This window comes from Treponema berlinense, assembly GCF_900167025.1.
Lineage (GTDB): Bacteria > Spirochaetota > Spirochaetia > Treponematales > Treponemataceae > Treponema_D > Treponema_D berlinense.
In genome coordinates this window covers 26,534-52,974 of the sequence record NZ_FUXC01000010.1, presented here as the reverse complement: position 1 = coordinate 52,974, position 26,441 = coordinate 26,534, and the positions used below count along the sequence as shown (strand labels likewise).

At 40.5% G+C, this 26,441-nt stretch carries 19 protein-coding genes and 1 pseudogene; 10 read left to right on the top strand and 10 right to left on the bottom strand.

All coding sequences use genetic code 11. The annotated features are described in order from the left end of the window. Positions 1-66: 66 nt before the first annotated feature. From B5D47_RS08620 to B5D47_RS08600, 5 genes are all read right to left on the bottom strand, one after another. Complete coding sequence (locus B5D47_RS08620) at positions 67-897, bottom strand: M15 family metallopeptidase (RefSeq protein ID WP_078931430.1); 831 nt, start codon at positions 895-897, stop codon at positions 67-69. 5 nt (positions 898-902) lie between these two features. Then, positions 903-1,229: an STAS domain-containing protein gene (locus tag B5D47_RS08615; RefSeq protein ID WP_078931429.1), complete on the bottom strand. Its 327-nt coding sequence runs from the start codon at positions 1,227-1,229 to the stop codon at positions 903-905. Between the two features lie 16 nt (positions 1,230-1,245). Continuing rightward, positions 1,246-3,411, bottom strand: a complete 2,166-nt coding sequence (locus B5D47_RS08610; protein ID WP_078931428.1) for a PP2C family protein-serine/threonine phosphatase — start codon at positions 3,409-3,411, stop codon at positions 1,246-1,248. A gap of 27 nt (positions 3,412-3,438) precedes the next feature. Beyond that, complete coding sequence (locus tag B5D47_RS08605) at positions 3,439-4,845, bottom strand: PP2C family protein-serine/threonine phosphatase (protein WP_078931427.1); 1,407 nt, start codon at positions 4,843-4,845, stop codon at positions 3,439-3,441. Between the two features lie 123 nt (positions 4,846-4,968). Continuing rightward, positions 4,969-5,943, bottom strand: coding sequence for an Hsp33 family molecular chaperone HslO (locus B5D47_RS08600; RefSeq protein WP_078931426.1), 975 nt, complete (start codon positions 5,941-5,943; stop codon positions 4,969-4,971). Between the two features lie 170 nt (positions 5,944-6,113). On the opposite strand from B5D47_RS08600, the gene B5D47_RS08595 reads away from it, so the two are divergent. The 9 genes from B5D47_RS08595 to B5D47_RS08555 all read left to right on the top strand — a co-directional run bounded on the left by B5D47_RS08595 (position 6,114) and on the right by B5D47_RS08555 (position 19,488). Next, a complete protein-coding gene (locus tag B5D47_RS08595) occupies positions 6,114-7,646 on the top strand; it encodes a monomeric [FeFe] hydrogenase (RefSeq protein WP_078931425.1) in 1,533 nt (510 codons plus the stop codon). 185 nt (positions 7,647-7,831) lie between these two features. Next, a complete protein-coding gene (locus tag B5D47_RS08590) occupies positions 7,832-8,815 on the top strand; it encodes an ABC transporter substrate-binding protein (RefSeq protein WP_143592647.1) in 984 nt (327 codons plus the stop codon). Then, entirely contained in the window at positions 8,812-10,239 is a 1,428-nt protein-coding gene (locus B5D47_RS08585) for an ATP-binding cassette domain-containing protein (RefSeq protein ID WP_078931424.1), read from the top strand. The genes B5D47_RS08590 and B5D47_RS08585 overlap by 4 nt, the downstream gene beginning before the upstream one ends. Positions 10,240-10,286: 47 nt before the next feature. After that, on the top strand, positions 10,287-13,181 hold the full coding sequence (gene polA, locus B5D47_RS08580; protein ID WP_078931423.1) for a DNA polymerase I: 2,895 nt from the start codon (positions 10,287-10,289) through the stop codon (positions 13,179-13,181). Positions 13,182-13,204: 23 nt separating this feature from the next. Continuing rightward, positions 13,205-13,825: a dephospho-CoA kinase gene (locus tag B5D47_RS08575; RefSeq protein ID WP_078931422.1), complete on the top strand. Its 621-nt coding sequence runs from the start codon at positions 13,205-13,207 to the stop codon at positions 13,823-13,825. A gap of 68 nt (positions 13,826-13,893) precedes the next feature. After that, positions 13,894-14,832, top strand: coding sequence for an SPOR domain-containing protein (locus tag B5D47_RS08570; RefSeq protein WP_078931421.1), 939 nt, complete (start codon positions 13,894-13,896; stop codon positions 14,830-14,832). Between the two features lie 175 nt (positions 14,833-15,007). Next, positions 15,008-16,471: a hypothetical protein gene (locus tag B5D47_RS08565; protein ID WP_078931420.1), complete on the top strand. Its 1,464-nt coding sequence runs from the start codon at positions 15,008-15,010 to the stop codon at positions 16,469-16,471. A 190-nt stretch (positions 16,472-16,661) separates the two neighbouring features. Further along, positions 16,662-18,746, top strand: coding sequence for an elongation factor G (gene fusA, locus B5D47_RS08560; RefSeq protein WP_078931419.1), 2,085 nt, complete (start codon positions 16,662-16,664; stop codon positions 18,744-18,746). Positions 18,747-18,813: 67 nt separating this feature from the next. After that, entirely contained in the window at positions 18,814-19,488 is a 675-nt protein-coding gene (locus tag B5D47_RS08555; RefSeq protein ID WP_078931418.1) for an ATPase domain-containing protein, read from the top strand. Positions 19,489-19,567: 79 nt separating this feature from the next. Here B5D47_RS08555 and B5D47_RS08550 read toward each other — a convergent pair whose 3' ends face one another. Continuing rightward, the gene (locus B5D47_RS08550) at positions 19,568-20,371 is read right to left on the bottom strand and encodes a hypothetical protein (protein WP_078931417.1); all 804 of its coding nucleotides are present in this window, start codon (positions 20,369-20,371) and stop codon (positions 19,568-19,570) included. A gap of 44 nt (positions 20,372-20,415) precedes the next feature. Then, positions 20,416-22,101, bottom strand: coding sequence for a formate--tetrahydrofolate ligase (locus B5D47_RS08545; RefSeq protein WP_078931416.1), 1,686 nt, complete (start codon positions 22,099-22,101; stop codon positions 20,416-20,418). A 137-nt stretch (positions 22,102-22,238) separates the two neighbouring features. Here B5D47_RS08545 and B5D47_RS08540 point away from each other — a divergent pair, with 137 nt between their 5' ends. Next, on the top strand, positions 22,239-22,673 hold the full coding sequence (locus B5D47_RS08540; RefSeq protein WP_078931415.1) for a MarR family winged helix-turn-helix transcriptional regulator: 435 nt from the start codon (positions 22,239-22,241) through the stop codon (positions 22,671-22,673). Between the two features lie 111 nt (positions 22,674-22,784). Here the strand turns inward: B5D47_RS08540 and B5D47_RS11690 are convergent, their stop codons facing one another. The 3 genes and pseudogenes from B5D47_RS11690 to B5D47_RS08530 all read right to left on the bottom strand — a co-directional run bounded on the left by B5D47_RS11690 (position 22,785) and on the right by B5D47_RS08530 (position 26,424). Beyond that, positions 22,785-23,342: a hypothetical protein gene (locus B5D47_RS11690; protein ID WP_234969991.1), complete on the bottom strand. Its 558-nt coding sequence runs from the start codon at positions 23,340-23,342 to the stop codon at positions 22,785-22,787. A gap of 33 nt (positions 23,343-23,375) precedes the next feature. Continuing rightward, a pseudogene (lysS, locus tag B5D47_RS08535) lies at positions 23,376-24,992 on the bottom strand (lysine--tRNA ligase); the annotation flags it as partial. A gap of 250 nt (positions 24,993-25,242) precedes the next feature. After that, entirely contained in the window at positions 25,243-26,424 is a 1,182-nt protein-coding gene (locus B5D47_RS08530; protein WP_078931414.1) for an MFS transporter, read from the bottom strand. Between the last annotated feature and the right edge of the window lie 17 nt (positions 26,425-26,441).

Below are 26,441 nucleotides of genomic sequence, written 5' to 3'. Positions count from 1 at the left end.
TAGCGCGGCTTCTTGCGATAAAAAAAATCTGTTTGCCTAAACGCAAGCAGATTTTGGACGAACCTATCAAAGTTTATCTTCCCATGCATCCAAGAATTCCATCATAAACTGCTGGACATCTCCAAACCATTTTTTTTGAAATTCGCAGGCTTCAACTCCTATGTAGCGGAAATGCCAGCTTTCCCAGCGATAACCTGTTATATCTTCATATCCGTGCGGAAAACTCAGGCTCCAGCCGTATTTTGCGGCATTTTTGTAAACCCACTGCCCCGGAACTGTATCTGCAAAAGCGTCATCAACCGGAGCAAAATCCAAGGCCATTCCAAGCTGATGCTGGCTTGTTCCTTCGCGCGCACTTTCGCGTTCCGCCTCTTCAAGTCCGTCAACTTTTACCCAATATGCAAAAAGATTTTTCTGATATTCGTAGGAACGGTAAGTTGAACTTACAGTCAGCGTAATTCCATCATTTTTTGCAGCCTGAGCAAGAACTTTTAAAGCCTCATAACTTTCTGGACGAAGGCTCAAATTGTTTTTATTGATTGCAAATAAATCGTTTTTTTCAAGGTGAACTAAATTCTTCGGTTCATAATCAGCACCAACCGTATGATTCTTGTCGATTAAATAAAAAGGACTTAAATCTTCCGAAGAAAAATTTTTTCTGCTTTCGAGAACGCGATGCAAATCTGCCAGAAATTCTTCAGGATTCCCATTTGGAATTACATTTTTTGCACGTTCGCTCATCGAAGAAAGAACCCTGTTCAATTTTGCAAGATCTGGATTTTGAACCTGCAAATTTTCGGTTGCTGCAGGTTTGTTTTTTTTCTGTCCGCAAGAAACAAAACTTCCACAAAAAAACATCAAAATTGCGCACAAAGAAGAGAAAACTGATTTTTTCATAAGAGCTAAATAACCTCGGTTACAGAATGTATAAAATAGAAAGTATCGCTAAAACCTGTGTCATCTAGAGCCTGGCGCACAACTGGCGAAGGATTCATGATGTAAAGACGGTGGTCAAATTCTTCAGCTTCGTTAAAGCCACCCATTATAAGACCGACTCCAGCAGAATCAATCGCTTCAACAGAAGAAAGATCAAGCACAAGGTTAGAATCGACAACAATTGTATAAACCTTGCCTTTTAATTCGTCAAGAGTATAAGAATTTACGACGCCGACAAGTTCATAAAGAACGTAATTTGCACCGAATTTTTCAACAACTTTTAAGGCATCCATTTAGATTCTTCCTCCGTTAATTTTTATTTGCAAGACGCTTGATTACAAGAATCGAAACGTCGTCATCAAGTTCTTTTGCAAGAAAATCAGCCGCAGAATTGTATATTGTGCGTGCCATTACATTTGCCATGTAGGAAGTATTTTCTGTAATCGAACGCTGGATTCGCTCTTTTCCGTAAGCTTCGCCACGGAGAGATTTTGAATCGATAAGACCGTCGGTACAGGTAACGATAACATCGCCCGGATTCAACTTTACTTTTTTTACTTTTATGAGTTTTCCAATATCCTTTGCAAAACCAAGGACACGGCCTTCACCTTGAATTTCAATTACGTTGTTATAAGATTTTGTATACAAAAACAGGGCTGGAACTCCGCAGTTGATGTAATACATTGTGTCATCATTAAAATCAAGCAGCGCAAAGACGCCTTCAAAGAACGTTCCTTTTGGCAAATTGTAGCGAATAAAACTGTTTACTTTTTCAACAAGAAGTTTAAAATCGCGGGTTTCCTGCAAGAACGTGCGGATAATCGACTTAATAATTACCATGCTCATCGAAGCAGAAATTCCTTTTCCGCTCAAGTCGCCCAAAACAAAAATATGACGCGAATCTGAAAGGCGGATTAAATCGACAAATTCGCCTCCAATATTGTGCGCATGCTCCATAATGTAGCCGGTATCGTATTTTGGATTTTTTATCGGATCCATATTTTCCTGAATGGAAGTAATAATCTGGCTCGACATACGGATTTCGCGGTTTACAGTTCCGACAATTGCCTGATTTGAAATATTGCGCATGTAATAACCGAATACAAAAAAGTAAGAATAAAATTTTGTAAACGTGTTAAAGTCGTAGTCAGCGTAGATGTTTCCGCCGGCTTTTTGACCAAGAGTAATAAGACCGACAATGCGGCGGCCTTCTGCAAGAAGAATTATGGCTTCCGAAGAAGTGTCGGCAAAAAGTTTTAACAGTTCATGTTTGTTGCGCTCAAAAAGATGTCCGTTATCAACCTGACTTTTTAAAACAACCATGCGGTTTTGGTTGAGCATTGCGTCAAAAACAGCATTTTTTATGTCGAGAGTGAGTTCCGGACTCCCGTTTTGCTCATAAATCGTCTTGAGAATATTTTCGCTTTCTACAAAAACGTGCATCTGCGAAAGACCGAGGTTGTGAATAAAAATATTCTGCATATCGTGAACAATTTTTTCCGGATCTTCAGCATAATCGAGTTTAGAAAGCTGTTCTTCAAAAACCTCAGCATACTGGAAAGAGCGGAAATACTGTTTTCGTGCAAGGAATTTTGAAATTTGATAAGAAATTATAATACAGACTACGATTACAACGCCGATTTCTAAAAAGAAGATTAAGTGCGACATGGCGAATTCCGGCCATAAACGCGGAAAGAAAATTCCAACGACAGCGGCAGGAATAAGATAGCAGGAAATAAAAGTAACAAAGACACCGACTACATATTTAAAGTCATAAAGAAAGTTCTGGTGCGAATTATAAGAAAGAAGTACCTGAATAACCGCAACTGCAACAAAAATAAGAGAAGAAAACATCGGAACGCGTCCGCAGGCCTGCTTGATTACCCAAAAAGAAATCCAGCCGGCAACAAGTGCAAGCACGTTCAAAAGAGACTTCTGCATGTTAAGACGGTCATCGCGGTTTTCTGCACGCAAAATCATAATTAAAACAGAAAGCGCAGGAAGCCCAATCAAAAGAATCGTCCTAAAAACTTCAAACCAGGTTACAGGAAAATAGTTTGTAAGCTGACCTTTAAAAAGCGGTTTAGAGTCAACGCTCAAACCAAGAAATTCTGTAACAGTAATTCCAGTAACCTGAGTAAATACAAACCACACAGAAACAAGGACCAAACCCCATTTTACCGTCTTTACAACAGTCGGGCGGTTATAAGAAGGAAACAAAATACAGTAAATGCAAAAATCAAGTGAATAAACAGTTGCCGCAATAAGCCCAAGACGGAAAAACATGAGAGGCATACGGTCAGATGCATAAAAAGTAGACCAGAGCATGAGAGCTATAGCAACACAAGAAACTGCAAGGTAGACGCACATTGTCGTAAGAGGATTATTTACGTTTTCCGCAGAACGATGATCGATATAAAATGCAAGACCAACGGCAAAAGCCGCCATTACAAGGTTTAGAACAACATAAATCATAACAATTTCTCCTTATTCTCCTTAACCCTAGCCCTGAATTTTTGCAACAAGCATTGTAAGGTCATCGTGAAGGCGAGTATCTGCGTTATAACTAAAAACAAGATCCGTAATATCTTTTATGAACTCGCGCGGCTCTTTAGAAGCACTTTTTTTAATCGTATCGGTAAATAACTGGGTATCGCCCAATTCAACCTTGTCCGCATTCATAACTTCCGAAACACCGTCACTTGCCATCATGATAAGGTCGCCAGAAAAAAGACGCTGTTCGCTCACTTCAACTTCATCAATAGGAATAATTCCGACAATCGGACAGTTTGAAGAAAGAGATTTTATCCTATAACCGTCCGGAGAACGGGTTACAATAATCGGATCGGACATAGAAGCGTTTACATAGCGAATTGTCATTTTTTGAGTGTCGATAATTCCAATGAACAAAACAGTATATTTATCCTGAAGGTGCATGTCCTTAATGGATTTGTCGATTGCCATAATCATGCCCGGCAAATCTTCCTTGTTTTCCTTGATTTTTACGGTATTCATTACAAGTCCCATGACAAGGGCTGCGGCAAGACCTTTTCCGGAAACGTCACCAAGCATTACAAGAGTTTTGTGCTCATCAATCGGAAGAACCGTATAATAGTCTCCCGAAACGTTTATCAGCGGACGGAAATATGCGGCAAGTTTAACCCTCTCGACTTCCGGCATTCTCTGCGGCAAAAAGGCGCGCTGAGTTTCTGCAAGCTGTTCCCATTCCTTTGAAAGTTCAGAAATTTCAGAAAGGCTGGAAATAGTTTCTGCACGCAACTGAAAACGTCCCAATTCTTCGTAAAGCCTTGGAAAAACTTCCATATCAAAATATTTTGTGTAACGGCAAAAAACAAAAAAATGAAATCCCTTAGACGAAATAAAAAAACCGCGCGACTTACGGCTTTTAGAAACAATACCGAAATTCTCGCCCAAAAAGAAAGTTCCTTCTCCCCAGTCAATCGAATAATTTCTTTCGAGCAGTTCCATTCTCGCAGGGTCTGAACTAAGCCGGTTTGGAGAATTGTAGAGAACGTAATTTGTCATACGGTTAATGTACAAAACAGAACAGTCGGCCTTTACTTCCAAAACATCTGCGATCAAGTTATAAAAATCTTCCATTGAATAACACAGACGCAGCTTATCGGTAAATTCCGTCAAAAAAGCAGTTTCTCCGCTTCTCATCGTGCTTTTTTCAAGATGCAGACGAACCATCGAATAAAGCGTACTTGCAATCATGATTAAAACACAGAACAAAACCGCAGTTACGGTCGTAGGAAAAGTATTTGAATAATCAACAAAGTCGTTAATTTTAGTCTGTGGCACAAGAAAAACAGCCAGAGAAAGAAATATCAACGAAAGAAGAATATAAACCAGAGTAAGACCAATTCGTCTACGCGCTTTAAACATACAACCCTCTTTTCGACCAGACAAAAAGCCCAGAGTTTCTATTTAATTACAGAGCAACCTCAAAATATAAATTTTCAGAAGTTTTCTATCGTCAGTATCGGCAGATTCTTACAGAATCATAACTTACACAAGCATCGATTTTGGAATTTTATAAGCTGAACCGCAGTTGTGGCAGACAATTTCCAATGGATCAGGATCGTTTGCAAGAATATCGGCAAGTTCTTTTTTTGGAAGAGCCTTAATCTGCCGTGCATAATACTCTGCGCTACAAGGACAGTCAAAAATAATTTCGCGGTTCAAAACCGCAGTCGGCTTAAATTCTCTGAAGAGTCCGTAAATCACGTCTTCCATGTCGCCACCGTCGCTAAACCATTTTCCAATTGACGGCATTGCGCTAAAGGCATTTTCAACCCTCATAAGAAGTTCTTCATCCTCATCGTCTTTTGAGTCAATGTCGTTTTCAACCTGCTCGGTTTTTACAGAAGATTTTCCGCCTGCCTTTGGAAGAGCCTGAAGAAACATTCCACCTGCCCCAATTACGCGTCCCTGTCTGTCAAACTGAATGCTAGTGTTAAAAGCGGTGTGAATCTGCTCGCTCTGGGCAAAATAATGGGTCAAATCCTTTGCAATGTTTTTGTAGAGAATTTCTGTCATTCCAACCTGAGGAGCCTTCATTCCCTCGCCCATTCTTCGGACAGTCAAAGTGCCTTCTCCAAAAAATGGAGCAAGATCCCAGTTTTCAAGAGGTTTTTCGACAGGAATTGGATTTTGAAGCAAATGTCCACGCACATATCCAGAAGAATCCGCTTCAACACCAAAACCAACGGCAGGACCGTTAGACTCGTAGTGAAGCGAAACGCGTTCCCTGCCTTTCATCGTAGGAATCATAAGCGCCGCACAAAGTTCAGCCTGACCAAGCACGAGAGTTTCAAGAATTCCAAGATGCTGGTTGGCTCGCATTTGGTTTACAAGCCGGGTTCCATTCAAAAAAGCGCCGCGCACACGGCCGTCAGCCATAACAAAAATAGTCATTTCGTCTTTGTGAATAGACTGCAAATGTTTTAACAATTCTTCATCTTTAATTTCTTCTCTAATCATAAGATGTATTATATCAAGAACAAATTTCTTCCGCATCACACAAAAGATAAATAACATTCGGTTTAAATAAAACCAAAGCATTTTTTTAACAGTTTTTTGCAAATAATTTTTTATAAAAACTTCAAAGTCTTCAAAAAAGTGATACACTATAAAATAACGAGGTAACTTTTATGCTTAACACAAACAACAACATGGCAATTCTTAAAAAAAATATCCTTGCCGAAATTGTAAAATTGCAGTTAGAAGGAAAACTTTCAGATTCAAAAACAGTCAGCCAGATTGAACTTATTCCAGAAAAAGTTGTTCCAGACGGAACGATTCCTGTGACAGGCTCGCTCGAAAACGACAGGAGCATTGTCCGCGCCCGCATCGTTGCAGACCTCGGGTTTTCACTCGAAGACTACAACCCTCAAAAACCGCTCGCAGATTACGTAAATCAGGCATTCGGCCGCCAAAAACCAACCTGGCCGGTTTTAACAATGTACAAAAACGCCTGCAACGCCTGTGCAAAACCTCATCACTTTGTGACAGACGCCTGCCAGGCCTGCCTTGCCCGTCCATGCAAGATGAACTGCCCGCGTCAGGCAATTGAAGTTACCAGCAGGGCAAAAATAGACCCTTCAAAATGCATAAACTGCGGTCTCTGCCTAAAAAATTGTCCATACCACGCAATCATAAAAACAGTTGTTCCTTGCGAAGAAGCCTGCCCGGTCGGAGCGATTACAAAAGATTCGGAAGGAAGGGAGCAAATCGACTACGAAAAATGTATTTTCTGCGGAAAATGCATGGCAAACTGTCCGTTCGGCGCAATGATGGCAAAATCCCAGCTTTTTGACGTTATAAAAAACATAATGGAAGGCAAAAAAGTAGTCGCCATGTACGCGCCTGCAATCGGAGCTCAGTTCAAAGGTCTAAAACCCGGACAACTCGACGGCGCTCTTTTAGAGGCAGGATTTAGCAAAGTCTGGGAAGTTGCCGCCGGAGCAGACATGACAGCCGACAACGAAGCCGAAGAATTTTCAGAAAGAATGGAGAGCGGAGACAAAATCATGACGACAAGCTGCTGCCCGGCCTATGTGCGCGCCGTTCAAATCCATATTCCTCAGCTGGCAAAATGTGTTTCCGAAACAAAATCTCCAATGATTTACACAGCAATGCTTGCAAAAAAAGCCGATCCGGACTGCGTTACAGTTTTTGTCGGTCCTTGTCTTGCAAAAAAACGCGAAGGCATGGATTCGGACACGGTGGACTACGTTCTTACAGTTGACGAAATAAGCTCTCTCTTTGCGGCAAAGCAAATTGAACCTTCAAAAGCCCCGGAAAAACCAGAAAAATACGTTCCTACAGTTTCCGGCAGAAATTTTGCAAAAACTGGCGGCGTTGCACAAAGCGTAAAACTTCGACTCAAAGACCAGTCAATTCTCCGCCCACTCGTAATCAACGGACTAACAAAAGACCAGATAAAAATTCTTTCAAATTACGGCAAAATCAGCGCAGGAGAACTTCCTCAGCCGGAAAACTGCCCTAATTTAATCGAAGTTATGGCTTGCGAAGGAGGTTGCATTGCAGGTCCAGGAGTAATCACAAATCCAAATCTTGGCAACGGACTTTTAACGCTTTATGCAAATTCCGGCTCAAAACCAGATGCCGACGGAATTCCGCAAAAGGCAGACATGGAAAAAATCGCAAAAGAGCAAATTTAAAATCTGGACGAAGACTTCCTAAAGTACCGCACATTTTTTTGCTCCGAAGTTCCAGTCCAGCCAAAAACCGGCTTTTCGCGGTTCCGCTTCCGCTGCATTTTAAGGCTGCGTTTTCGCAAAAGCGCAACCGCAGCCTTAAAACGCCTTGCGCCGCTACAATCCGGCGTACATTTACGGAGTTTTTTATGAAAATATTCAAAAACCTAAATTCTCAAAAAATAAAAAAAATTCTGACAGTTTCAATTATTTTAACATCAGTTTTTTCAACATTTGCAAAACAAAAACAAGTGCGCATAGGAATTCTAAACGGACCTTCTGCAATTCCCTGCGCTTATTTAATGGAAAACAAAAACAGTCCCGAAGTCAAAAACCTCGCCTTTGAAAACTTCGCTTCTGTTCAAACCGAACTTCCAAAACTCTTAAAAGGAGAGCTTGACATAGGTTTTCTTCCGCCAAACATTGCGGCAAAAGTTTTTAATTCTTCAAACAAAAAAATCGTCTGCCTTGGAGTTACAGGAAACGGAAACCTTTATCTTCTCTCAAAAACAGGCTTTCCGCAAAATTTTTCTCTGGAATCGCTCAAAGGAAAAACAGTTCAATGCGCAGGACAAGGCGCAACTCCCGAATTCATTTTTAAATATCTGCTTTCAAAAAACGGACTGCAAAATCAGGTAAATCTGGATTTTTCAATTCCAAACGCAAACATCGCCGCAGCCTTAATCTCGGACAAAATCGAATTTGCCCTCGTTCCTGAACCATTTGCAACTGTCGCCCAGACAAAGTCTCCGCAGGTCAAACGCATTTTAAATATTCAGGCAGAATACGAAAAACTTACAGAAAAAACTTTTCCAATGACGCTTTTAGTTGCAAATGCGGATTTTGCAAAAAACAACAAAAAGCTCATAAAAAAAATTGCCGCCCTCTACGCAAAATCAAACGAGTGGACTGTAAAAAATCCAAAAGAAGCTGGAATTCTTGCAGAAAAAGCAAATTTGGGTTTAAAAGCGGCTGTCGCAGAAAAGTCAATTCCGAACGCAAATTTTATCTGGCAGGATTCGCTGACGGCAAAAAAGCAAATCGAATCAATTCTTTCTGTTTTTTTGCAGGAATCTCCGCAGTCAATCGGAGGAAAACTTCCTGACGACGATTTTTATTTTTCTCTAAAATGAACAAAAAAACTGTAAATTTAATTTCAATCCTGACTTTCGCATTTTTGTGGCAAATTTTTGCCGTTCTTGCAAAAACCCCTCTCGTTTTTCCGACATTTACGGCAACAGTTTTTAAACTTTTTGAACTGTGCGCAACACAAGAGTTTTGGCAGAGCACGCTTTTTTCTTCGCTCCGCGTTTTTGCAGGATTTTTTATCTCTGTTTTTTTGGGAATTATTGCCGGAGTTCTTTCCGGAATTTTTCCGCTTTTTAAGGCATTTATAGCTTTTCCACTTTCCTTGATTCGTTCAGTTCCGGCAGTTTCGTTTATTTTGCTCGCAGTTTTTGTATTTAATTCGGATTTTGTGCCGGTTTTTAGCGCAGTTTTAATGGCTTTTCCGGTTATGACCGCTGCTGTAAGTTCGGGACTTGATTTTAGCGAAGACGACAAAAAACTTTTTTTTATGGCAAAAGTCTTTAAGCTCACAAAATCTCAAAAAATCCGTTTTATCGTCCTTCCAAAACTCCAGAATTTTGTCGAAAGCGGAATTTTTTCAACTTTTGGAATGAGCTGGAAAGTTGTCGCCGCCGCAGAAGTCTTGAGCATTCCCAAAAAAGCGCTCGGAGCAATTTTGCAGAACGCGCAGGTTCAACTCGAAAGCTCAACTCTTCTTGCAACGACAATTATGCTCGTTTTTCTTTCGTTCGCCTTTGAAAAAATTTTGCATAAAGCGTCTGGCAGACTTTTTTTAATCCTGACTTCTCCAGATTTTTCAAAAAAAGTACAAAAAAACAAAAAAACAAAATCTTTTCAAAAAAAATCTTGCGAAAAACTAAAATCCGAACAAAATTCAGATTCTGTCAAAATCCAAAACCTTACGATAAAAAAAGGCAATAAACTTTTATTTGAAAATTTCAATTATGAATTCAAAAAAAATAAAATTACGGCAATTCTCGCGCCAAGCGGAAGCGGAAAAACAACGCTTTTGACGCAAATTGCGCTTACAAATCAGGAAGTTTCGTTTTTGTTCCAGGAACCGCGGCTTTTGCCTTCTCTCACGGTTTTTCAAAACGTTTTTCTGCCGCTTTTTAATATTTACAAAGCAAAAAAAGCAGAAGAAATTGCAGAAAAATATTTAAAAGCCACAGGATTATTTGAGCGCAAGGACGAAAAAACTCAGAATTTGAGCGGCGGCGAAAAGCAGAGAATTGCAATGGCACGCTCGTTCGCTTTTCCGTCAAAAATTTTGCTTTTGGACGAAGCTTTTCAGTCGCTGGACGAAAAAATCAAAAAATCCCTCGGACAAACCCTAAAAAAACTCTTGAGCGAAAGTCCAAAAACCGTAATCTTTGTAACGCACGAAAAATCCGAAGCAAAGGAAATTGCAGACATAACCGTCGAAATGGAAGGTGAACCTTTAAAAATCAGTTCAAGTTTTTCTTAATAACATTTATACTTTAACGGAAAAATTTTATTTTAAGGTAAAAACGAATGGCAAATTTTATTGACGAAAACACAGTTTTTATTCTGGACAGTTACGGTTTAATTTTTAGAGAATATTATGCTTTTTTTAGCCGGCCGCTGACGGATTCAAAAGGACAGAACATAAGCGCAGTTTTTGGTTTTTTTAGAAATTTAAGCATCTTAATAAAGAATTTTAAACCAAAGTATTTTATTGCGGCAATGGACAGCCGGACGCCGACATTCCGCCATCTTGCCTACAAAGATTACAAGGCAACAAGACAAAAAACTCCAGAAGATTTAAAAGCGCAGTTTCCAATGATTGAAGAATGCTTAAAAGTGCTTGGAATTCCGGTTTTGAGAGTCGATGGTTACGAGGCAGACGATGTAGTTGCAACAATTGCAAGACAGTGCGACAAAAAAGGACAGCATTGTCTAATTTTGAGCGCGGACAAAGATTTACAGCAACTCACAAACCAAAATATCCACATGCTGAAGCCGGACAAGGTAAAAACCTGGGCAGAAGCAGATGCTCAGGACGTCGAAAACGAATGGGGCTTAAAACCAGAAAAAATACTTGATCTTTTAAGCCTTACTGGCGACAGTGCGGACAATGTTACTGGAGTAAAAGGCATCGGACCAAAAACTGCGGTAAAACTTTTAAACGAATACGGAAGCCTCGAAAAAATTTACGAAAACGCTGGCTCGATAAAAGGAAGCATTGGCGAAAAAATCCGTTCAGACAAAGAAAACGCCTTTCTTTCAAAAAAACTGATTACTCTCGAAGAAAATGTTCCAATTGAAGAGCTAAAGCCAGAATGCGAAGACTGTCTTGAAAGGTTCAACATAGAAAAACTTAATCTGGAAGAATTTTGCAACGAAATGATAAAACGCGAACTTCCGGCCCTGGCAAAAATTTATTCTGAACTCAGCGGAAAACCAGCAAAACCCGAGAAAACTTCCCCAAAAAGCGAAAAAGTTTCCGAACCAAAAGAGCAATTTTCGCAGGTTGCAACGGAAATCAAAAAAAATGAGGGCGATTATTCCGCCTGCACAGATTTGCAGACATTAAAAAATTTTGTGGACGAAGCGATTAAAACAGGAACAGTCGCATTTGACACAGAAACCGACAGCCTCAACACGCGAGAAGCAAATTTGGTGGGATTCTCTCTTGCATACAAAAAAGGAAGCGGAATTTACGTTCCTTTGATATTGAACGAAGATCCTCTCTTTGCTCCGCCAATAATCTCAAAAAAAGACGCGTTTGAACAGTTAAAACGAATATTTTTTTCGGAAACGACCGTCGTAATGCACAATGCAAAGTTTGACATTGAAGTGCTTTTTTGCAACGGACTTAATCTTTTAGGAAAAAATGCGTTAGGGATCGCCGCGAGCGCCCCCGTCGAGCAAGAGCCCGACCCGGCGCAAAGCGCCGGGAAACGCCCAAATTTTAAACTTTGCGACACTATGGTTGCGGCCTGGCTTTTGGAACCTGACAGAACCGGAAAATCTCCTTTTGCGCTGGAAACTCTGGCGGAACAAAAACTGGGGCTTAAGGGCACGGAATTTGAAGAGATTGTCGGAAAAGACCAGACTTTTGCAGATGTTAAAATCGACGTTGCGGCAAAATACGGAGCGGAAGATTCTGATTTTACACTGCAGCTTTGGCAACTTTTTGAAAATGAGTTAAAAAGCTCAAATCTCTGGGAACTTTTTGAAAAAATGGAAATGCAGGTTCTTCCGGTTCTTGCAAAAATGGAAATCGACGGAATTCATTTGGATTCTGACTGCCTTGCAAACTACGCAACTGAACTAAAAACCCAGATTTTAAAGGCAGAAAAAGAAATTTACGCCCAGGTCGGACACGAATTCAATATTGCTTCGCCAAAACAGTTGAGCGCGGTTCTTTTTGACGAAAGAAAACTCAAGCCGGGCAAAAAAACAAAGACCGGATACTCGACGGATACGGACGTCTTGGAATCTTTGCGCGAATTTGACTGCGTTCCGGGAATGATTCTGGATTATCGGGCAAAGGCAAAACTTCTTTCGACCTATGTTGAAACTTTGCCGCAAATGGCAGATTCGTCCGGAAGAGTTCACACAACTTTTATGCAGACTGGAACTGCAACAGGAAGACTTTCTTCAAAAGACCCGAATTTACAGAATATTCCGGTCCGCTCGGAAGAAGGACGAAAAATTCGTTCGGCATTTACAGCGCCTCAGGGAAAAGTCTTGATTTCGGCAGATTATGCTCAGATTGAACTTGTAATCCTCGCCCATTTAAGCGGAGATGCAAACTTGTGCAAGGCGTTCAACGAAGGAACCGATGTTCACAAGTCGACGGCCGCCCTGATTTACGGACTTCCGATGGAAAGCGTGACGGCAGAAATGCGTCGAAATGCAAAAACCTTAAACTTTGGTTTAATGTACGGAATGGGCGCTTTTTCGCTGGCAAAGGACTTGAAAATTTCAAGAACCCAGGCCGCGGAATTTATCGCAAACTATTTTATGGTCTATTCAGGCGTGCGGAATTTCTTTGACAAAAACGTTGAACAGGCAGAAAAAAACGGTTTTATCGAAACGATTATGGGACGCAGACGGTGGATCCGCGGAATAAATTCCGCCAACAAAATGGAAAAAGAAGGCGCAATCCGCATTGCAAAAAACAGTCCAATCCAAGGAAGCGCGGCCGATATTGTAAAAAAAGCGATGATTGACGTTTCCAAGGCGCTCGAAGAAAATCCGACAGGAGCAAGGCTTTTGCTTCAGGTTCACGACGAATTGATTTTTGAATGTCCAGAAGGCCAAAAGCCGGTAAGCGACACAATCGCCCTTATAACCGAAAAAATGGAACACGCAGTTCAGCTGAATGTTCCTTTGAGAGTAAGCGTGGAAAGCGGAAAAACCTGGGGCGAATTCCACTGATTTATTAAAATTTACGAATTTTTATGAAAAAAATTGTAAAACTTTCTGACAAAAATTTTTTTTCAAAATTGATTCCTGACTCGCCGGAAATAATCTGTCTTTGCGGACAGATGGCGGCAGGAAAAAACTTTGCCACTCAAAAGCTCTGCTCGCAAACTTCGGATAAAAAATGCGTTTCCATAGACCTCGACAAGACAGTGCATCTTGCAATCGAAAAACTCACGCCGCAAATTCTCCAGACCTTTGAGAAAGACGCAAAAAAAGCAAAAATCGAACTGCAAAACAAAGACGGCAGCCTCAACAGGCGTGAGCTCGGCGCCCTGATTTTTGCGCGCCCCGACTTGCTAAAAAAACAGGAAGACCTCGTTTATCCGGAGACTGTCCGCCTTGTAAAAGAATTTATCGCTCAGAATAAAGACAAAACCGTTTTTCTAAACGCGACAGTCCTTTACAAGACGCCACAACTTTTGGAGCTTTGCTCAAAAATCTATTTTGTCACTTCACCATTCATAAAACGCCTTGTACGCGCAAAACGCCGCGACAAAATGCCTCTCAAACAGATAATAAGACGTTTTAAAACCCAGAACAAGCTTCTTTCCGAATATAAAAAAACAAAACTTCCACTCATCTTCATAAAAAACTAAACATTTTTTTTGAAATTCCGATAAAAACTATAGTGAAAAAATTGCACTGTATCGGGAGCTAAAATATTATGGAACAGAAAAAAACTTTATGGATTGTCGCTGCATCAGGTGTATTTTTATTGGTAGTCGCAGGCGCCGCCCTTTTGCTTTCCTTTCAAAAAACAGGCACATCTCAAACTTATTCGAATCCTGCTGACGGCTGGGTTTCTTCTGCAAAAGTTCCGGATTCATCAATTTTTGCAGAAAACAATCAGGCATTAAACAGCAGCTCGCAGACCGCAGAGCAGAATGCAGTTCAGCCTTTGCCGCAGTCAGACGCAAATACAATTGCACAGACCGGATTTGAACCTCAGAACCAGTTTGCTCAAAACACAAACCAGCAGAACGAAAGCGCTACTCCAAACGAAAATCCAATCAATGCAAAAAATGTAACCGTAATTACAGACAGCGCCCTAGTTTACGGAACAGGAACAACCACAACAATCGACTTAAATGCGCTCAAAACAAATCCAAATGCCGTTTCTCAGGTTACGCCGAAAAACACTTACACGGCAGACCAGATAAACGAAAATAACAGAAGCGAAAAATCAGAAAAAACATCTGCTCCGCAGGCTAAAACAGAATCAAAGCCAAAAACAGCTGCAAAAACAACCGCCGTTTCAAAAACACTTCCAAAAAAAGAAACTCCGGCAAAAACAGTTACAGCAACTGCAAAAACATCTTCAAAAACCGCAAAATCAGCAAAAACCACGGCGCAAAAACCGGTTTCTTACTGGATTCAGGTGGGCTCATACGAAGCAAAAAAATCCGCGGACGAAGCGCGCACAAGCCTCGAAAACAACAAAATTCCGAACGAAGTGTTCACTTACAACGACGCAAAAGGAAAATTGTTCTACCGTGTACGCGTTGGACCTTACACAACAAAAAGCGAAGCCGAATATTGGCAAAAACGCATTGCTTCGACAAACGAATTTGCAAAAGTAAACAGCTATATAGTTCAAAATTAAGGGCGGCTGGGGCAATTCTTGCCCCACCATGCTTTCCGGGGCTACGACCAAACGCAGGCGTTTGTTTGCCTCCGGCACCCCTCCAATCATTGCCGCAGAATAAAATTCCCGCTTTTGTTCAAAAATATTTCCAAAAAATTGTCAAAAATTAACATTCATCTCAACTTATATTGTGATGAAAAAATTATTTCTATTATCTTTTATTCTTCAAATATTTTTTCCGTTTTTCGGAAAAGAGTCGCAATTCAACTTTGAATTAAAATCCAGCGGAAATTTTTATTTTTCTGCAAACGAACAAAATTCTTTTTCAGGCTCAGGCGGAATTCTGCTTAACTTCGGCTCAATTTTTTTGAGAGGTTTTGTTTCTGTTCCAAAAAGCGAATTTTCAGAAATTTCTTCTGCCTTTAAATCGAAAAATTTTAATTCAATTTTTTCAGACAGACGCTGGAGCGCAAATTCAACTCTTTTTAAAAACACAATTCCTTTAACGCTTGCCGCAGGTTCAATCAGTTTTTCAAAATCGATTGGACGCTTAAAAAATCCTGTGCCCGCAATTTCGTCAAATCCTGTTCAAAAAAGTTTTCCGGTTTCGGCAGGAATCGGTTATTCACTTCCGGGAATTTCTTCAACCGAAAAGCCGCCCGCCTTTTTCTGCAGTCTGGATTTTTTTAAGAAAAACATTCCGGTTTTAGTCCAGGCGGCATTCCGAAACGAAGACCGGGCGGCTTTTTTTAGCTCAAAAACAAAAATTCATTTTTCAAAAAAAGTATTTTTACAAAGCCACATAACTTTTTCTTCAACAATTCTGGAAAACAATTCTGCGTATCTTAAAAAAAACAACTGTGATTTTACAAGCCAAAGATGCAATTCATTTTTCTGGGAAAACTTTTTTATTTCGCCCTTTTTTAAATTCAATTTTTATTCATGTTTTCAGCAAAATCCTTACGGAATCAACGTTTTTTATTTTAATTCAAAAGTAAGGCTTTCTGCGCAAAATTTTATTCTGGACGCTTCGTTTTTTGCAATTCCTACGACAAAAATTTCTCCAAAAGCAGTTCCGCTCATTTCGTCAGATTCTTCAATTATCAAAACGGTTGAGCAGGCTTCCTTAAATCCGCAGCTTGTTTTTCTTACGAACGGCGGAAATTTGCTCAGGTTCGGCGTAACTGCCACAGAAACTTGGAAAATTGCCGGAACAAGCGAAGTTTCTTCGATAAATACTGCAAAAATTGCGGCAGGTTTTATCTTTGAAAAACCAAATTTCTCGTTCAAATCAAATTTTACCGGCGGAAACCTCCTTATTTCTGGAAATCCGCCTTCAAAAAGTTCAATTCCAAATAAATTTTACGAAATTCTGTTTGGAATATCAAAAACTTCTCCGGCTTTTTCAGAAAATTTTACCGTAAAAGGAAGGCAATATCCGTCTCAAACCGAAAATGACAGCGTAAAACAGGAATTTTCGCTGGATTCTTCAATATCTGTCGGAAAAAAGCGCAGCATAAAACTTTCAGGTTCGCTAACTTCAGTTTTATCAAACGGAACAAAAGACAGCAGCACTTATTCTCTGTCCGCTGTCTGGAAAATCAAAAAAAAGCACTTTTCATCATCAATTAAAATCACATTCAAACAAAAAAACTAACAAAAAGTGATTATTTTTTAAGGGCAGGCTTCTGTTTTTAAGGAATTAAAGTAATTTTTACTTTTTACCAATTGAATAACGTACAAATTTCAGTTATATTGTTTTAATCTACCGTTATCTTGAAATCATTATATATGATGAATTTTTAAACGGTTTTAAAATTGTAAACTTTTTTTTGAGAGGTAACAATATGGCTTTTGATATTACTAAAGTACGTAATATCGGTATCAGTGCCCACATTGACTCAGGCAAAACAACAACTTCTGAACGTATTTTGTTCTATTGTAACAAAATTCACGCTATTCACGAAGTTCGTGGTAAAGACGGTGTTGGTGCTGTGATGGATAACATGGAACTGGAACGCGAACGCGGTATTACAATCCAGTCAGCTGCAACACAGGTTCAGTGGAAAGACACAACAATCAACTTGATCGACACACCGGGACACGTTGACTTTACAGTAGAAGTTGAACGCTCTCTTCGCGTTCTTGACGGTGCAATCATGATTCTCTGTGCTGTAGCAGGTGTTCAGTCACAGTCTATTACAGTAGACCGCCAGCTCAAACGCTATCATGTACCTCGCGTTGCATTCGTAAACAAATGTGACCGCCAGGGTGCAAATCCAGTTCGTGTATGCGGTCAGCTCCGCGACAAGCTCGCCCTCAACGCACACATGGTTGAACTTCCAATCGGTCTTGAAGACAAACTTGAAGGTGTTGTAGACCTCGTTGGAATGAAAGCAATTTACTTCGACGGCGAAAACGGTGAAAACCTCCGCTATGCAGATATTCCAGCTCACATGAAAGACGATGCTGCACGCTACCATCAGGAATTGATTGAAGAAGCAGCAAACTTCGATGACGCTCTTATGGAAAAAGTTCTCGAAGGCGAAGAACCAACAGAAGAAGAACTCATCGCTGCAATCCGCAAAGGAACTCTTGCAGAACAGTTCGTTGGTGTATTCTGCGGTTCAGCTCACGTAAACAAAGGTATCCAGCCACTTCTCGACGGCGTTGTTCGCTACCTTCCTGATCCAACAGAAGTTCACAACTACGCTCTCGACCTCGACAAAAACGAAGAACAGGTTGAACTTTTCAACGTTCCAGACAAGCCGGCTGTTGCACTCGCATTCAAACTCGACGATGGTCAGTTCGGTCAGCTCACATACATCCGTATTTATCAGGGACGTATTCCAAAAGGATGCGAACTCACAAATACCCGTACAGGAAAAAGATTCAAGGTTGGTCGTCTTGTACGCATGAACTCTGCCGAAATGGAAGATATTAGCGTTGGCGAACCAGGCGACATCTGTGCATTGTTCGGTGTTGACTGTGCTTCAGGCGATACTTTCTGTGCAGAAGGAATCAACGTAGCAATGACTTCTATGTTCGTTCCAAAACCTGTAATTTCTCAGGCTATCAAACCAAAAGACAAGTCAATGGCTGCAAACTTTGCTAAAGCCCTCAACCGCTTTACAAAAGAAGACCCTACTTTCCAGACAGAACTTGATCCAGAATCAAACGAAACAATCATCAAAGGTATGGGTGAACTTCACCTTGCAGTATACGTTGAACGCATGAAGCGTGAATACAAATGCGAAGTAGAAGTAACTCCACCAAAGGTTGCTTACCGCGAATCAATCCAGGCTCGTGCAGACTTCAACTACACACACAAAAAGCAGACTGGTGGTTCTGGTCAGTACGGACGCGTTGCAGGATTCATGGAACCTCTCGCTGACAAAGACTACGAATTTGTAGACGCAATCAAGGGTGGCTCAATTCCTAACGAATACATTCCTTCTTGTGATAAAGGTTTCCGCCGTGCAATGGAAAAAGGCTCTCTTATCGGAGCTCCAGTTGTTGGCGTAAAAATAACAATCAACGACGGTCAGTATCACCCAGTTGACTCTTCTGATATTGCATTCCAGACAGCTGCTATCGGTGCATTCCGCGAAGCTTACGAAAAGGCAAAACCAGTTATCCTTGAACCAATCATGAAGGTTTCTATCGAAGGACCTACTGAATTCCAGGGAAATATGTTCGGTCTTATCAACCAGCGCCGTGGTGTAATTCTCGAATCAACAGATGAAAACAACATCTCAACTGTAAACGCAGAAGTTCCACTTTCAGAAATGTTCGGATTCTCAACAATCCTTCGTTCTTCTACACAGGGAAAAGCTGAATTTACAATGGAATTCCTTAAATATGGAAAAGTTCCAAACGCTGTAGCTGATGAACTTATCAAAAAACATCAGGAAGCAAAAAAGAACGGTTAATTCGATTTAAGTAACTCAAAAAAAGTCCGGTATTTTGCCGGACTTACATTTCCTATAGGAGAAACACATGGTAAAACAAGATCTTTACAATAAAAGCCCAGTTCGCCTTTTTGATGCTGCAACAGAAGGTGGTCTTAAAGAAGGTGGCCTCGGTCTCGTTACTTCTAAAAAAGGTTTGGGAAAAACATCAGTGCTTGTTCAGTTTGGAATGGACACTTTGTTAAAAGACGAACAGCTTGTTCACGTAACTTTTGACCTTCATTCTTCAAACGTAATTTCATGGTACGATGGAATTTTTGCAGAAATTGCAAAAAAATCAGCAGGAAACAGCGCAGAACTCAAAACAGATGTAGTTTCTAAACGCACAATCCTCAACTTCTCTCTCGATAATTTCTCTGTTACAAAAGTTGTAAACACACTCAAAGCTCTTTCTGCAGCAGGAATTGCTGTAAAAGGCGTTGTAATGGACGGAATCGACTTTACAAAAGTTTCAGAAGACGATGTAAAGGCAGTTGCAGACTATGCACAGTCAGAAAAAGTAACTGTATGGACTTCTGCAACATCAGAAGGCGCTAAACTTGCAGACGTAGTTCCTGCAAACTTGGAAAAATACTTCGATGTTGTTGTAAACCTCGCTCAGACAGGTTCAAACGTTGCTGTAGATGTTCTTAAACTCGGCGACAAAAAAGACGTAGAATCTGGTCTTAAGCTTGACTCAAAAACATTGCTTATTTCTAAATAAACATAATCTTTTGAAGCAACAAAAAGCCCGTGGCATCCGCCACGGGCTTTTTGTTGTATTTTCGCGAGCCAGTAAAATCTTATTTCCACGGACACAAAAACGAACTTAATTTTCTTTGACCGAGAGATTCTTTATCATCCGCAATCAATTCATCCCACGGAACAGAAGTGCGCTTTTCTTTATCTTCCAGATACTCAGGATGCTCTTCAAACCAATCATATTTGTAAAGACGCAGACGGCAGGCATTCGTACAGCTGAGCGTAATTCCATTCAACCCTGGAATCAGCCCGAATGTAAGAATTGTCAGAACACAAAGCACAAGATTATGCAAAAGCATTAAAAACGAAAAACCTGCATTGTCAAAATATACAATAAACGATTTTTTCAAATTTTTTCCAAAAGTATTGTCTTCCTGCAAAAAATACAACGGAACAAACCACTGCAAAGCCATAACAACAATAAAAAAGAACCAGGCAAGAACCGCAGCAAGCAAAATGCTCATCAAACTTCCGTTTTTAAGATACATTCCAAGATAAAAACTAAAGGCAATTCTTACAACCAAAACCAAAACCGCAAGCAACGCTCCAAAAATAAAGCCTGTCAAAAAGCATTTTTTTAAGGAAGCAAGGAACAAGCTCCATTTAGGCGAATTAAAATCGGCAATTTTACGCGCATTTGCTCCCCATGCAAACAAAACGCTCATCAAAACTCCGGCACACAGAACAAAAACTGCGTTTGGAAGATAAGGATTTATTGCAGCAGAAGCAGAAATTGCAAAATAAGAGCCGACTCCAATTGCGACAGGCAAAACATTTGTCAAAATAAGATAAAAAAGATTATCCCAAACATCGCAAAAATTTTTTTTCAAAAAAAATCCGAACATTTTTTCTCCAGCAAATTTTATTTTTAATCAGAACAGTTTTAATCCTAGAATAATCCAGAGATTTTTCCATCATCGTCTACATCGATATTCAAGGCAGCAGGCAACTTCGGAAGACCAGGCATTGTCATAATATCTCCGGCGAGCACAACGACAAAGCCTGCACCGCTGTAAAGCTGACAGTCGCGCACAGGGAAAACATAATCCTTTGGAGCGCCAATCAATTTTGGATCATGACTGATAGAATTTTGGGTTTTTGCAATACAAACAGGAAGTTCCTTAAAACCACGCTCCTCGTATTCACGCAACTTTTTAAGAACGCTAGGAGGAAATTCAACGGATTTTGCACGGTAAATTTCTGTGGCAATAACGCGAACCTTGTCTGCAAGCGAAAGATGAGATTCGTAAAGGTAATGAAACTTAGATTTTCCAGATTCGGCAATTTCGACAACTGCATGGGCAAGATCGGTCATGCCTTCTCCACCTTTGCCCCAGCCTTCGCACAAGACAGCCTTTGAGCCTTTTTCCGCGCAAAGTTTTTTCAAAAGCTCGATTTCCTCTTCAGTGTCCGTAACAAATTTATTTATTGCAACAACGGAAGGAACTCCGAATTTAGAAATATTTTCAATGTGAACGGCAAGATTTTCAAAACCTTTTCTCAACGAGTCGGTATCTGGCGTAGAAAGATCGGCTTTTGCAACTCCGCCGTGCATCTTGAGGGCGCGGACAGTAGCAACAATTACAACTACGTCAGGGCTCAATCCAGCAGTGCGGCACTTAATGTCCATAAATTTTTCTGCGCCAAGGTCAGCGGCAAAACCTGCTTCTGTAACGACATAGTCGCCGCAAGCAAGGGCACTGTATGTTGCATTGATAGAATTAGTTCCCTGCGCAATATTTGCAAATGGTCCTCCATGAACAAATACCGGATTTTTTTCCAAGGTCTGCACAAGATTAGGACGAATCGCATCTTTTAAAAGAGCGGCAATCGCTCCAGTACATTTTAATTCACCAAATCTTACTGCCCTTTTATCGTAAGTCTGACAGATTGTAATATTGTCAATTCTCTTTTTTAAGTCGGAAATCGAAACCGAAAGGCAGACAATCGCCATAAGTTCCGATGCAACCGAAATTACAAAATGATCTTCTCTCGGAACACCGTCTGTTCTTCCGCCCAAACCAATTGTAATATTTCGCAACGCCCGGTCATTAAGGTCAACACAGCGCTTCCAGATAATTGTGCGCGGATCAAGGTGGAGCGCATTTCCCTGCTGAATATGATTGTCGATTAAAGCCGCAATCAGGTTGTTCGCAATCGAAATCGCATGAATATCGCCTGTAAAATGCAGATTGATTTCTTCCATTGGGACAATCTGTGCATAACCGCCGCCGCACGCACCGCCTTTAATGCCAAAACAAGGTCCCAAAGAAGGCTCGCGCAAGGCAATGACAGCTTTTTTGCCAATTTTATTCAAACCGTCGCCCAAACCAATCGAAACAGTAGATTTTCCTTCGCCGGCAGGAGTCGGGGTTACGGCCGTAGTCAAAATCAACTTTCCGCGATTTTTAGGATCAAGAACTTTTTTCTGAAATTTGCGAAGTTCAGGCATGGTAATTTTTGCTTTGTATTTTCCGTAAAAATCAAGACAATTTTCGTCAATCCCAATTTTTTTTGCAACATCTGCAATCGGAGCCATTTCATTTTTCTGAGCAATTTCAATATCTGAAAACATTTCAAAACCTCGCAAAATAATATTCTCACATTCTAATAAAATTCTACCGTATTTACAACAAACAAAAAAAACAATAACAATCTGTTGTTTTTCAAATTTACTACTTGTTTTTTCTGTAAAAGGTTATAATTCATTCAATGATTTACGATCAAAATTCAATTTTAAGCCTAATTTCGCACATTCACTCTCAAAGCCAAAATTTTCTGCAAAAAAAACTTTCTGCTCTTGGCCTTACAAAACTTGCAACTAGCCACGGAAACATTCTTTTTTGCCTTAGCCGCACAAAAAGCCTTTCTCTCAGCGAACTTTCTCAAAAAATAAACCGCGACAAATCCACAACAACAGCCCTCGTAAAAAAACTCGAACAGTCAGGCTTGGTTGAACAAAAAAAAGATCCGCACGACAGCCGCAAAAAACAAATCCAACTGACTCAAAAGGGAAGCCAATATAACGAAAAAACAAACGATTTATCAAATGAGCTTATGCAAAACAGCTGGAAAAATTTTACCGTCCAAGAAAAAACACAGCTTGTCTCTCTCTTAAACAAGCTGTCGGCAAATCTGGAAGAATAATAATCAGTTAAAATAAAAAATTCAGCGCTCAAAATCAAAAAAAACGGCGGTTAATTTTCTTGTGCCTTATGACAACAAGTTTAACCGCCGTGTTTTAAACGTCCAAAAAACTTACTTCACCTTTCCGTCTTTGTATACTTCTACGGTCAGGAATTTTCCGTTTGCTCCGATTTTCTTTCCGTCGATTTCTACAAAACCTGACTTTGTGTGCAGTCCCATTTCTGCAAACTTGTCGGCCTTTACAAAGCAAAGCTCTTCTTCCGGCGCGCTAAATCCTTCTGGTTCAAGAATTGTTCCAACTTCAAACTGAGGTGCAAAAATAACTTCGCAGGTCTCTTTGTCAGTAACAGCCGGGTCAGAAGCGGCAAGAAGCATTCCATTGCTACGAACTCCGCGGAAATTTGCAGGCTTTAAGTTGTAAACCAAAACAATGTTCTTTCCTAAAAGCTCTTCCGCCTTATAGAACGGAACAATCGAACTTACAATCTGCCGAGGCTCTGAGTCTCCTGTGTTGAGAGTTAAAATATAGAGAAAAGCACCACCCGGATGCTGCTCAACTTTTTCAATCTTGCTTACTTTTAAGATTACACGTCTGCTGAATCTTTCTGCAGGAGGAAGTTTATCAATCTGCTCTGGAGTAAGTTTTTTTTCGGTAGTCTTTTTCTGCAATTTTGATTCGTCAACACCTTCAACGCTTGCTAAAAGACGCTCAAGCTTGCCAGCTTCGATTATGCGCATAAAACTTCCAAGACGCGGTCCCTGGTCTTTTCCGATAATAACTTCGTAAAGAGCGGTAAAGAGCTGTTTTGCGTCAATTCCAAGAGAAGTTGCAACTGCGTAAATTGCTTCCTGACAATCCCTGTCTGTCTGGAACGAAGAAATTTTCGGAAGAACTTCATCGTGAACTTTTTTAACAGCATCTGCCAATGCATGCGGAAGTTTTGCTGTTGTTCCGTCATTGCGGATTTTAAAGCAGAAGTCCGGTGCGCAGTCAGGGGCGCTTTCGTTAATCCAGTACCATGCGCAAACACAGCGGCGGCGCAAAACTTCTTCCTGTTCAGGTTTTACATCTCCAAGGCTCTTGATTACAGCATCAATGTCGCCCGAATAAGTCTGCAAAAGTGTTGTCAAAAGGCGGAAACCAATCTGATAAGGCTCAACTTTCGGGAATCCCGGTTCAACCTGGCTCAGTTCATAAATGCGCTTTTCGTGGTTGATTATTGATTCGCGCTTTTTCTCGTCTTTTTCCTTAGGAAGCTCTTTTCCCCAGGCAATGCGTTCAGTACGGTCATAAGCCTCGTAAACAGTAACAACGTCAAGGTCAAAACTAATAGAAAATTCGTGGTCTACCTTGTTCTGAGCAAAAATGTAGCGCAAAACTTCCGGCTGGTAAACTTCGAGAGCGTCAACCAAAGAAATTACCTTTCCCTTTGAAGAAGACATTTTTCCAGGAACGCCCTTAAGTTTTACAAAGTCGTATTTCATTGTGACAGGAGCGTCCCAGTTATAAAGGCGCTTAGAAACAAGTTTTGCAGTATCATAAGAACCGCCCGGAGAAATGTGGTCTTTTCCGCCCGGTTCAAACACAACTTTTTCTTCGTTCCATCTCATCGGCCAGTCAACACGCCAGCCGAGTTTAAATTCTTTTGAAGTGCGCAAGTCGCCTTTTTCCACATGGCCGCAACTTGTACATTTGTAAGTAATTCCGTATTCACCGTCATAATCCAGAATTTCGGTTGTGTCTTTGTTACAGTTACAGCAGAAAGCGGCAACAGGCCAGTAAACATCTTCCGGCTTCATTTTGTGTTCGTCGTCACGGTAAGTGTTAAGGCATTCTTTAATTACATCGCGATGCTGCATTGCAGTTTTCATGCCTTCAGCGTAGCGGTTTGCACGGTAACGGCTCGCCTGATACAAAAATTCAGGATGAATTCCAACGCGAGGAAGCTGGGTCTCAATGTCCTTTTCGTGATGGCGCGCATAGTTTTCGTCACGCTCAAAAGTATCAGGAACCATAGTGATTGGATAGCGCAGATATTTTTCCAGAACTTCCGGTTTAGGCATATTTCCCGGAACTTTTCTAAACACATCGTAGTCGTCCCAAGAATAAATAAAACGCACATTCTTGCCACGGTCGCGGAGAGCACGGACAATCAAATCAACAGTAATAATTTCGCGGAAGTTTCCAATATGAACAGTTCCGCTCGGAGTAATTCCCGAAGCGCAGGTATAAAGGTCAAGTTCGCCTTTCTGCTTGATAATTCTTTCTGCCTGCTGGTCAGCCCAATGGCAGAGTTCTGAAATGTTTCTTTCTGACATTTTTCGTTCCTAGAAAAAAATATATATCTTCCACCGTTTTTTATTCGGGTGGCTTTTTGCTTTGCAAAAACCGGGTCTTTCAGGGTTACGGCGTCCCGGCGCCTCCAGTATTTTTGCTGCGCAAAAACACACGCTTTGCGTCCCTTACAGCCCCTGCCACAAAAGCAGGAATTTGCCAATATTCACCTTAATTTTACAAGAAAAAAGCGGTTTATACAATAAACCGCTTTTTTCAGTTCAACTTACAAAATTACTTTTCAAGCCGTTCAGACTTTCTTTTTAACAGGAAGTTTACGACAGAAATAACAATCATTACCGAAGCATTTACCAAAAGAATGCAAATTGCTCCTACAAGTCCGATTTTGTCGGCTACGATTCCAACTATCTGAGGAGTTACAATTCCTCCAAGAGCAGCGATTGCCAAAAGCATAGAAGTTCCAAGGTCAGAACCTACAATTGCATCAGAAGCATTGGAAACTGTGGTCGGATAAATTCCTGCAAAGAACAGACCAAGTCCGATAATCGCAAAAGTAATAATTCCCAAATTCTTTGTCGAAATCAAAAGAATAAAGAAAATGGCAGTTATAATACAGTCAAATAGAATTATATTCTGTTTTTTTATTTTTCTCGAAATATATGCTGTCAAAAGACGTCCAAACAAAACTGCAAGCCAGGTAAACGAAACCAAAGAATTTGCAAATGCCGGCGACATAATTCCTGTGTTTTTAAAATATGTTACAAACCAACCATTTACGCAGTTTTCAAGTCCCAGATAGAAAAACAGAAGAAATCCCGAAAGATAAAAAAGAGGCTGCTTCCAGAACGGAGATTTTTTTGCAAGGCTTTCTCTTTCTGTTTTTTCAGCGGCAACAGTTTTTGGAGTCAAATCCAAGGTCAGCATATAAACCGCAGAACAGAACGAAGCAATGGCAAGTGTGTAAACAATTGCGCGCCAAGTAAAATCAAATTTAAAGAACAGCGACATTACCATTGGAGCCAAAAATGCACCGATTGCAAAAACCATATGCAAAATATTGAGCGCAACCGGAGTTCCATCAGAATTTTCATTGATGTAAGCATTGTTTATAACGCTGTAACAGCCGCGGCTTATTCCAAGAAGAATAAAAAGCAAAAGCATTACAGAAACATGCGGTAAAAAGGAAAGTCCCAAAAGCGACAAAGGCATAAAAAGCGAAGTTATGAATATCGAAATTTTTCTTCCTACAAGTCTAGTCAAAAACGGATTTACAAAACTTGCAAGAAAATTTCCGATTGCAAAAAACGAAAGCAGAGAACCTGCAACTGCAAAACTGATTTTTGCCTCATCGATTACATAAGGCAAGATTGCGCCGACAATCAAAACGACTGAACCATTTACAAAAAACGAAAAATAGTTTGGCAAAAATTTTCTAAAATTTACTTTTTTTTCCATTTTTCTATCCCAATGTC

Coding starts and splice junctions, on each gene's coding strand:
- B5D47_RS08620 (WP_078931430.1), bottom strand. CDS start 897: ATGAAAAAATCAGTTTTCTCTTCTTTGTGCGCAATTTTGATGTTTTTT.
- B5D47_RS08615 (WP_078931429.1), bottom strand. CDS start 1,229: ATGGATGCCTTAAAAGTTGTTGAAAAATTCGGTGCAAATTACGTTCTT.
- B5D47_RS08610 (WP_078931428.1), bottom strand. CDS start 3,411: ATGATTTATGTTGTTCTAAACCTTGTAATGGCGGCTTTTGCCGTTGGT.
- B5D47_RS08605 (WP_078931427.1), bottom strand. CDS start 4,845: ATGTTTAAAGCGCGTAGACGAATTGGTCTTACTCTGGTTTATATTCTT.
- B5D47_RS08600 (WP_078931426.1), bottom strand. CDS start 5,943: ATGATTAGAGAAGAAATTAAAGATGAAGAATTGTTAAAACATTTGCAG.
- B5D47_RS08595 (WP_078931425.1), top strand. CDS start 6,114: ATGCTTAACACAAACAACAACATGGCAATTCTTAAAAAAAATATCCTT.
- B5D47_RS08590 (WP_143592647.1), top strand. CDS start 7,832: ATGAAAATATTCAAAAACCTAAATTCTCAAAAAATAAAAAAAATTCTG.
- B5D47_RS08585 (WP_078931424.1), top strand. CDS start 8,812: ATGAACAAAAAAACTGTAAATTTAATTTCAATCCTGACTTTCGCATTT.
- polA (WP_078931423.1), top strand. CDS start 10,287: ATGGCAAATTTTATTGACGAAAACACAGTTTTTATTCTGGACAGTTAC.
- B5D47_RS08575 (WP_078931422.1), top strand. CDS start 13,205: ATGAAAAAAATTGTAAAACTTTCTGACAAAAATTTTTTTTCAAAATTG.
- B5D47_RS08570 (WP_078931421.1), top strand. CDS start 13,894: ATGGAACAGAAAAAAACTTTATGGATTGTCGCTGCATCAGGTGTATTT.
- B5D47_RS08565 (WP_078931420.1), top strand. CDS start 15,008: ATGAAAAAATTATTTCTATTATCTTTTATTCTTCAAATATTTTTTCCG.
- fusA (WP_078931419.1), top strand. CDS start 16,662: ATGGCTTTTGATATTACTAAAGTACGTAATATCGGTATCAGTGCCCAC.
- B5D47_RS08555 (WP_078931418.1), top strand. CDS start 18,814: ATGGTAAAACAAGATCTTTACAATAAAAGCCCAGTTCGCCTTTTTGAT.
- B5D47_RS08550 (WP_078931417.1), bottom strand. CDS start 20,371: ATGTTCGGATTTTTTTTGAAAAAAAATTTTTGCGATGTTTGGGATAAT.
- B5D47_RS08545 (WP_078931416.1), bottom strand. CDS start 22,101: ATGTTTTCAGATATTGAAATTGCTCAGAAAAATGAAATGGCTCCGATT.
- B5D47_RS08540 (WP_078931415.1), top strand. CDS start 22,239: ATGATTTACGATCAAAATTCAATTTTAAGCCTAATTTCGCACATTCAC.
- B5D47_RS08530 (WP_078931414.1), bottom strand. CDS start 26,424: ATGGAAAAAAAAGTAAATTTTAGAAAATTTTTGCCAAACTATTTTTCG.